Raw genomic sequence first — 8664 nt, 5'->3', positions numbered from 1 at the left:
CGGTGACGGCGTGGACCGGACCGGGCTGCCCGTGCTCTCCGGCGGCCGGGCCGCCGTGCGCGGATTCGCCGTCGACGGGACCCGGATCGCGGTGGTCCGCGCGGGTCCGGCGGACACCGGTGAGGTGACCGTGCTCGGGCCCGACGGGGCGGAAACCACGCTGACCGACTTCTCCGCGCCCCTGCGTGCGTCGGGGGTGCGCCCGGTCGAGGAACTGAGCACCCACGCACCGGACGGGTACCCGGTGCACGGCTGGCTGGTCCGGCCGGACGGCCCGGGACCGCACCCGGTGCTGCTCGTCGTCCACGGTGGACCGTTCGCCCAGTACGAGTGGAGCCTGTTCGACGAGGCACAGGTCTACGCCTCCGCCGGGTACGCGGTGGTCCTGGGCAATCCGCGCGGATCGGCCGGGTACGGGCAAGGACACGCGCGGGCCGTCCTCGGGCGGTTCGGCACCGTGGACGCCGACGACCTGCTGGCGCTGCTCGATGCCGCCCTCACCCGTCCGGACACGGACGCCGACCGGGTCGGGGTGATGGGTGGTTCCTACGGCGGCTTCATGACCGGGTGGCTCGCCGCCCACCACGGGGAACGGTTCCGCGCCGCGTGGAGCGAACGGGCCGTCAACGCCTGGGACTCGTTCACCGGCAGTTCCGACATCGGCTGGTGGTTCGCCGGGGAGTACCTCGGCACCGACCCGGAACGGCAGCGGGCCGCGAGTCCCCTGACCCACGCCGACCGGATCACGCTGCCGTTCGCGGTCGTGCACTCGGAGCAGGACCTGCGGTGCCCGATCGAACAGGCCCAACGGATGTTCGTCGCCCTGCGGTGCAACGGCACCGAGGCCGAACTGCTCGTCTTCCCCGGCGAGGGGCACGAACTGACCCGGTCGGGCAGGCCCCGGCACCGGGTGCAGCGCTTCGAGGCGGTGCTCGACTGGTGGCACCGGCACCTGCCGGTGGAGCAGGAATCGCCTGCGGCGTGAACCGGGCCCGCGCCGCCGGGCCGGGCGTCCGGATCAGTTCAGCATCACGTAGTTGAGCTCCTCGCACACCCGGCTCAACGGCACGTCGAGACCGGGGTGATCGAGCGGGAGCAGGACGTCCGGCGCGTCGGGCAGCGAGCCGCCCGCGGGCGGGTCCCACAGGCACACGGCCGGTTCCCCGGAATCCATCGACGAGCGGTACCAGACACCGTCGAGACTACGGTAGGCCGCCCGGATCGCGCGGGCCCAGGCCTGGGTGATCTTCTTCGGGCCACTGGAGATCTCCTGGGAGGCGCCGACCCGGGTGGGCCACAACCCGCACAGGTCGAGCAGGCGCAGGGTGCGTGCGGGCCGGACGACCACGAGGTGGGGACCACGGGTCTTGCGGTCGACCGTCGAGGTGGTCTGGAACACCTCGGCCACGCTCGTCCGCACCGACAGTCCGAAGTAGAGAACCCCGTTGCTCCGGTCGGTGACGATGTCGCCGTGCCGGGGCTGCTGCGGGTCGAACCGGCCGTGCGGCAGCGGCCCCGTGTAGCGGAAGGTGTCCCACTGCTGGGGGTGGTTGCCGTGCGCGGTGTAGACCCGGACCAGCCGGGTGGCGGGGTGCACGGCGACGATGTCCTCGGTCGGACGCAGCTCGTTGGCCAGTACGGCCTTCGACGGCGGCCGGGGCAGCCTTGCCATGGAACGTGACTAACCGATCTCGCGTGTCGCGGGTCAGAACGCGGTACCGAGCGTACCGGCGAGCGCGGCCACCGGCTCGGGGTCACCACCCGCCAACAGCCACTGGCGGGGCGTGGCCCGCCTGCCGTTGATCACGAGATCGGACTGCGGGGTGCTCATGAACGCGGCGACCACCAGCGCGGGCTGGTCCCCGGGCACCGCCCGCAGCACGGTGTCGAGGCCGGGCAGAACCCCGTCGGCGGTGAACTGCCAGGCGGGCAGACGCCACCCGCCCTGCGATTTCCAGCCGGTCAGACGGTGCTCCTTGAGCCGGTGGCGGACACGGCTGTCGTCGACGCCGAGCTTCGCCGCCGCGTCCGCGACGGTCAGGGCGGACTCGGCCAGCACCGCGTGGGCGGCGACCGTCCGTGCCCGGTAGTCGTTCTCGTCGTCGCGCCGGGCGGACAGGTCGAACCCGACGTCGGTCAGGGCCGCGCGCTGGTCGGTCGAGAAGTAGTGCGCCGGGTTCGGGCTCGGCGGCGTCAACCGCTTCGCCGCGTCCTCGACCAGCGCCAGGAACTCGGTCGGCCGCACATTGAGGCCCGCCTTGGCCAACACGGTCTCCAGCGCCACGGTCGTCATACGCCCAGACTAACCCGGGTGTGCGGGTTCGTGCGCTCGCGCCGGTCCGGTGTGTCGCGAATCACCAAAAGCGACACGATGCGACAGGACCGAACAGGAGCGGTCGCCGAGTCTCTACACACCGTGACCAGTCTGCTGTCATGTGTGATCGACGTCCAGGATGACGCGGCCGTGCGGGACGAAGGTCGTACGGCGGCCCCCGGAACCACCGGGCTAGCGTGGCCGGTGTGAGCGGTGTGATCGACAGTGTGTCGTGGGTGCTGGTGCGCGGACGGACGGTGCTGTTCGTGCGGACCGGGGGGCGGAGCAGGTTCTACCTCCCCGGCGGCAAACGCGAGCCGGGGGAGACCGACGCCGGGTGCCTCACCCGGGAGGTCCGCGAGGAGCTCGGCGTCCGGCTCGACGCGGCGAGCCTGCGCCGGTTCGCCGACCTGGACGCGCCCGCGGACGGCTACACCGACGGGCGCCGGGTGCACATGACCGCCTACACCGCCGACCACGACGGCCGGCTCGCGCCGCGGGGGGAGGTCGTCGAGCTGGCGTGGTTCGGCACGGCCGACGCCGACCGGATTCCCGCCGCGGGCCGCCGGGTGCTGAACCTGCTCGCCGAACGCGGTGAGATCGACTGACCGGCAACGCCGTCTGTGGCTCCGTCCGTCGGTCCGGTCAGCCGAAGGTGGCCGCCTGCGGTCCTCCCGCCTCGTCGAGCGCCGGGCGGACCGGCGGATCGTCGGTCCGGCGGGTCAGGCGGCCGTCTCGTGGACGTGTCGCCATTTCCACCGGTGAGTCCCCGTGGGTACGGAGCTGCCGTCCGGTGCGCCGCTGCTGTCCGGTGCACCGCTGCCGTCGGGTGCACCGTCGTCCGGTGCGACGGCGCACAGCAGGGCGCTGACGATCCGTACGTCGACCCGACCGTCGTCCTCGTGCCGTTCCGTGAAGCGGACCAGAACGGTGTCCCGGGTCGCGTGCACCGTCCACACGTCGTGCACCGTGATCCGCAGCGTGGGCCGGGTGCCGTGGGCGGCCGCCAGTCCGTCGAGGAGCCGGGGCCCCGGCACCACCTCGCCCGCGGTCGACACCAGGGTGAAGTCGGCGGTGTGGGACGCGCGGAAGGCCGTGAGCGCCTCCGGATCCGACCCGTTGAGCCAGCGGGCGAGTCGCTCGTGGTGGGTGCGGACCTCGGACGCGACCGTTTCGGCCGGGACCGGCCCGCTCACCAGCCCCGTTCCCGCCACTCGCCGAGCTTCGGACGTTCCGCGCCGAGGGTCGAGTCGTCGCCGTGGCCGGGGTAGAACCAGGTGTCGTCGGGCAGCGCCGCGAAGACCCGCTGTTCGACGTCGTCGAGCAGCGAGGTGAACTCCTCCGGGGAGTTCGTTTTGCCCACTCCGCCGGGGAACAGCGAGTCGCCGGTGAACAGGTGCGGGTGCCCGGCCGGGTCCCGGTACAGCAGGGCGATGGAGCCCGGGGTGTGTCCGCGGAGGTGGAGGACCTCCAGCGTGCACTCGCCGACCGTGACCGTGTCGCCGTGCTCGACCAGGAAGTCCGGCGGCACCGGCAGCGGTTCGGCGTCGTCCGGGTGCGCGACGGTGTTCGCGCCGTGCGCCCCGGCGACCGCCCCGAGCGCCTGCCAGTGGTCGGGGTGCTGGTGCGTGGTGACCACGGTCCGCAGGGACGGACGGTCCGGCCCGTGGCCGACGAGGTCGGAGAGGCGGTCCGAGTCGTTCGCCGCGTCGATCAGCAACGCCTCCCCGGTCGCACGGCAGACCAGCAGGTAGGCGTTGTTGTCCATCGGGCCGACCGACAGCTTCGTGATGGTCAGTTCCTCGAGGACCCGCCGCGCGGCGTCCCCGTTCGGTTCGACATGGCCGGTGTAGTGCTCGGTGACGTTCACCGTGCACACGGTAGTAGCCGGGCCGACCCTGCTCGACCCGACACGACAGCACGGCGCTACCGTGCTGGAGCCATCCTGTGAGGTGACCGTCGAGTGCTGGGGGGACTCATGGCCACGACCGCGGACACGGGTGTGTCGGCAGGCGCCACGCCGGGACCGGCCTCGCGTGAGGCGCCTCCGGTGACCGGACCACCGGCTCCCACCGGGCCACCGCCGAAGGCCCCGGCGGACACCACCGCGCGGCGCCCGCCCGCCCCGCGCCGGATGAGCTGGGACCTCATCCGGGTGGTGGCGATCCTGTTCGTGATGGCGGGCCACCTCACCGGGCTGGCCTCCACCCTCCCCGGGATCGAGCCCTACCCCGTGCAGATCGTGCTCCCGTTCGGCACGATCACCCTGCTGGTGCTGTCCGGGTACTTCGTCGGCCCGACCCTGCGGCGCGGTGCGGCCGGACGCTGGTTCCGCGCACGCCTCGCCCGGCTGCTGCCCGCCTACCTGGTGGCGGTGCTCGCGGTCTACACGATCACCCGGGCCGTGGTGGTGCCGTTCAACGGCTGGCAGCACCGCGACGGGGTGCTCGGGTTCCTCTTCGGCGACCCGGTGCGACCCGCCGAGCCCGTCGCCGACGCGCCGCCCGCATGGCACGTGCCCGACCTCGAGGACCTGCTGACGCATGCCCTCCTGGTGCACGAGTGGATGCCCGACACGTTCCTGGACGGCTCGTACTGGACGCTGCCGCTCCAGGTCACCGCGTTCGCGGCGGCGGCGGTGCTGTGGCGGTGGAAACTGCACCGCGTCGTCGGCGCGGCCGCCGTCCTGTGGGTGGTGCTGGTGGCCTCGGCCGGTTCGGTCGTGCTGGGGCTGATCCTGCCGCATCTGCCCACCGCGTCCGGGCTGTACCGCGCCTACCTGTTCGCGGCGGGTGCCGCCATCTGGTTGTGGCAGCAGCGCCGGCTGTCGACGACCCACCTGGTGTTCCTGCTCGGAACGGCCGTGGTGATCCAGTCGTTCCGGCCGGGGACCCCGGCCGTCGCGGTGCTGGTGTGCTTCACGGTCATGCTCGTGGGCCTGTGTCTCGCCGCACGCGGGCGCGACTGGGACTTTCCCGTGCTCCGGTGGCTCCGGCGGCCCGTGGGGTGGCTCGCGGGGATCAGCTACTGTCTCTACCTGGTCCATCAGCAGCTCGGTTACCTGCTGACCCGGGCGCTGGTGGAGGCGGGGGTGACCCCGTGGTGGTTACGCTTGACCGTGGTGGTCGCGGCCGCGGTCGTCGCGGCCTGGCTGCTCACCGTGCTCGTCGAACGGCCGGCGTACCGCGCGCTGACCCGGCCGCGTGCCGCGGGAAGGGGCCGGGAGGACACCGCGCGGGCCGGTTCTGTCGGTGGTGCCGCCTAACATGGTCACCGCCGACCGACGGCGCACCACCGTGACCGCCACCGTGCCCGACACCGCCGTGCCGGGCACGGCCGTGTGGGGCGACCGACGGTGAACGCGGCCGTGTCCGGCACGGCGTTGACACACCAGTCGAAAGGGACTTCGGGTGGCTGACCACCTCGTGATTCGGGGCGCCCGCGAGCACAATCTGCGCGGCGTCGACATCGACCTGCCCCGGGACAGTCTGATCGTGTTCACCGGCCTGTCCGGGTCGGGGAAATCGAGCCTCGCGTTCGACACCATCTTCGCCGAGGGGCAGCGGCGATACGTGGAGTCGCTGTCGGCCTACGCGCGGCAGTTCCTCGGCCAGATGGACAAGCCGGACGTCGAGTTCATCGAGGGCCTGTCCCCGGCGGTGTCGATCGACCAGAAGTCGACCTCGCGCAACCCCCGCTCGACCGTCGGGACGATCACGGAGGTCTACGACTACCTCCGCCTGCTCTACGCCCGCGCCGGTTCGCCGCACTGCCCCCAGTGCGGCGAACCCATCAGCAAACAGACCCCGCAGCAGATCGTCGACCAGGTGCTCGACATGGAGGAGCGCACCCGGTTCCAGGTGCTCGCTCCGGTCGTGCGGGGGCGCAAGGGCGAGTACGTCGACCTGTTCGCCAATCTCCAACAGCAGGGCTTCGCTCGGGTGCGCGTCGACGGCACCGTGTATCCGCTGAGCGAGCCCCCGAAGCTGAAGAAGCAGGAGAAGCACGACATCGGCGTGGTCGTCGACCGCCTCACGGTGAAGCCGAGCGCGAAGCAGCGGCTCACCGACTCGGTGGAGACCGCGCTGCGGCTGGCCGACGGTCTCGTGGAGCTGGAGTTCGTCGATCTCCCCGAGGACGACCCGCACCGCAGGCGCGGCTTCTCCGAGAACCTCGCCTGCCCGAACGGTCACCCGCTGGAGATCGAGGACCTCGAACCGCGGTCGTTCTCGTTCAACTCGCCCTACGGGGCCTGTCCGGTGTGCACCGGCATCGGCGTCCGCAAGGAGGTCGACCCCGAGCTGGTGGTCCCGGACGAGGATCTCCCCCTGTCCGACGGCGCGATCGCGCCGTGGGCGGGCGGGCAGAGCGCCGACTACTTCCAGCGCCTGCTGGAGTCGCTGGCGGGCACGGTCGGGTTCCGGATGGACACCCCGTGGCGCAAGCTCCCGGCCAAGGCCCAGAAGGCGGTGTTGCACGGTGTCGACGAGCAGGTCCACGTCCGCTACCGCAATCGCTACGGCAGGCAGCGTTCCTACTACGCCACGTTCGAGGGCATCATCCCGTTCCTGGAGCGGCGGCACGAGCAGACCGACTCGGACTGGGCACGCGAGCGCTACGAGGGTTACATGCGCGAGGTGCCGTGCCCGGCCTGCCGTGGCGCCCGGCTCAAACCCGAGATCCTGGCGGTGACCCTGGAGCACGCCGAGCACGGACACCGTTCGATCGCCGAGGTCTGCGCGTTGTCGGTGGCCGAGTCGTCGGAGTTCCTCGACGGGCTGGTGCTCGGGCAGCGGGAGGAGATGATCGCCGGCGCGGTGCTGAAGGAGATCCAGGCCCGGCTGCACTTCCTGCTCGACGTCGGGCTCGACTACCTCTCGCTCGATCGCGCGGCGGGCACCCTCTCCGGTGGGGAGGCCCAGCGCATCCGGCTGGCCACGCAGATCGGCTCCGGGCTCGTGGGGGTGCTGTACGTGCTCGACGAGCCGTCGATCGGGCTGCACCAGCGGGACAACCACCGGCTGATCGAGACCCTCAGCCGGCTGCGTGACCTGGGCAACACGCTGATCGTCGTCGAACACGACGAGGACACCGTCCGGTCCGCCGACTGGGTGGTCGACATCGGGCCCGGCGCGGGGGAACACGGCGGGCACATCGTGCACAGCGGGCCGGTCGGCGAACTGGAGGCCAACCACGACTCGCTCACCGGTGACTACCTCGCCCGCAGGCGGGAGATCCCGGTGCCCGACCTGCGCAGGCCCGCCGATCGCAAGCGCCAGGTCACCGTCGTGGGGGCGCGGGAGAACAATCTGCGCAACATCGACGTGTCGTTCCCGCTCGGCTGTCTGATCTCGGTGACCGGGGTCTCCGGCTCGGGCAAGTCCACCCTGGTCAACGACATCCTCGCGGTGACGCTGGCGAACAAGGTGAACAGCGCGCGTCAGGTGCCGGGGCGGCACACCCGTGTGCGCGGGGTCCAGCACGTCGACAAGCTCGTCCAGGTCGACCAGTCGCCGATCGGCCGCACGCCCCGGTCCAATCCGGCCACCTACACCGGCGTGTGGGACCACGTGCGCAAGCTGTTCGCGGCCACCACCGAGGCGAAGGTGCGCGGATACCAGCCGGGCCGGTTCTCGTTCAACGTCAAGGGCGGCCGGTGTGAGGCCTGCGCGGGTGACGGCACGATCCGCATCGAGATGAACTTCCTGCCGGACGTCTACGTGCCGTGCGAGGTGTGCAAGGGCGCCCGGTACAACCGGGAGACCCTGGAGGTGCACTACAAGGGCAAGACGGTCGCCGACGTGCTGGACATGCCCATCACCGAGGCCGCCGAGTTCTTCGAGCCGATCAAGGCCATCCACCGGCACCTGCAGACGCTGGTCGACGTGGGGCTCGGCTACGTGCGGCTCGGTCAGCCCGCGCCGACCCTGTCCGGGGGGGAGGCCCAGCGCGTCAAGCTCGCCAGCGAGCTGCAGAAGCGCTCCACGGGCAAGACCGTCTACGTCCTCGACGAGCCCACCACCGGCCTGCATTTCGACGACATCCGCAAGCTGCTCGGCGTGGTCAACGGTCTGGTGGACAAGGGCAACACCGTCGTGGTCATCGAGCACAACCTCGACGTCGTCAAGACCTCCGACTGGATCATCGACATGGGACCGGAGGGCGGTTCCGGCGGGGGCACGGTCGTCGCCGAGGGGACACCGGAGCAGGTCGCCGCCATCGGGGACAGCTACACCGGCCGGTTCCTCGCACCCGTACTCGGCGACTGACCCGGCCACGGCCTGCGCGGCGCGGTCGGTCGCCGGGTACGCCGACGGCACGGCAGCGCACGGCACGGCAGAGCACGGCAC

8 protein-coding genes are annotated in these 8664 nt (G+C 71.7%); 4 read left to right on the top strand and 4 right to left on the bottom strand.

The window, feature by feature from the left end; genetic code table 11:
- The coding region (locus SACHA_RS21880; protein WP_157601689.1) for an alpha/beta hydrolase family protein at positions 1-985 on the top strand (985 nt) is incomplete at its 5' end.
- Between the two features lie 33 nt (positions 986-1018).
- Here the strand turns inward: SACHA_RS21880 and SACHA_RS0112450 are convergent.
- Together SACHA_RS0112450 and SACHA_RS0112445 are read right to left on the bottom strand one after the other, a co-directional pair.
- The gene (locus SACHA_RS0112450) at positions 1019-1672 is read right to left on the bottom strand and encodes an RES family NAD+ phosphorylase (RefSeq protein WP_019810160.1); all 654 of its coding nucleotides are present in this window, start codon (positions 1670-1672) and stop codon (positions 1019-1021) included.
- Positions 1673-1705: 33 nt separating this feature from the next.
- The gene (locus SACHA_RS0112445; RefSeq protein WP_019810158.1) at positions 1706-2293 is read right to left on the bottom strand and encodes a helix-turn-helix domain-containing protein; all 588 of its coding nucleotides are present in this window, start codon (positions 2291-2293) and stop codon (positions 1706-1708) included.
- Between the two features lie 227 nt (positions 2294-2520).
- Between SACHA_RS0112445 and SACHA_RS0112440 the strand changes: the two genes are divergently transcribed.
- Positions 2521-2922: an NUDIX hydrolase gene (locus tag SACHA_RS0112440; RefSeq protein WP_028663131.1), complete on the top strand. Its 402-nt coding sequence runs from the start codon at positions 2521-2523 to the stop codon at positions 2920-2922.
- 114 nt (positions 2923-3036) lie between these two features.
- Here SACHA_RS0112440 and SACHA_RS21875 read toward each other — a convergent pair whose 3' ends face one another.
- Together SACHA_RS21875 and SACHA_RS0112430 are read right to left on the bottom strand one after the other, a co-directional pair.
- Complete coding sequence (locus SACHA_RS21875; protein WP_019810154.1) at positions 3037-3528, bottom strand: DUF4440 domain-containing protein; 492 nt, start codon at positions 3526-3528, stop codon at positions 3037-3039.
- Positions 3507-4184, bottom strand: coding sequence for an MBL fold metallo-hydrolase (locus SACHA_RS0112430; RefSeq protein ID WP_019810152.1), 678 nt, complete (start codon positions 4182-4184; stop codon positions 3507-3509). Before SACHA_RS0112430 ends, SACHA_RS21875 begins: the two co-directional genes overlap by 22 nt.
- A 264-nt stretch (positions 4185-4448) precedes the next feature.
- Here SACHA_RS0112430 and SACHA_RS0112425 point away from each other — a divergent pair, with 264 nt between their 5' ends.
- Together SACHA_RS0112425 and uvrA are read left to right on the top strand one after the other, a co-directional pair.
- Positions 4449-5579: an acyltransferase family protein gene (locus SACHA_RS0112425; RefSeq protein ID WP_019810150.1), complete on the top strand. Its 1131-nt coding sequence runs from the start codon at positions 4449-4451 to the stop codon at positions 5577-5579.
- 145 nt (positions 5580-5724) lie between these two features.
- Positions 5725-8583 (top strand): excinuclease ABC subunit UvrA, encoded by a 2859-nt coding sequence (gene uvrA, locus SACHA_RS0112415; RefSeq protein WP_019810146.1) that lies wholly within the window; start codon positions 5725-5727, stop codon positions 8581-8583.
- Positions 8584-8664: the final 81 nt, after the last annotated feature.

Source organism: Saccharomonospora halophila 8, from assembly GCF_000383775.1.
GTDB lineage: Bacteria > Actinomycetota > Actinomycetes > Mycobacteriales > Pseudonocardiaceae > Saccharomonospora > Saccharomonospora halophila.
This window is presented reverse-complemented; position numbering and strand designations above follow the sequence as displayed.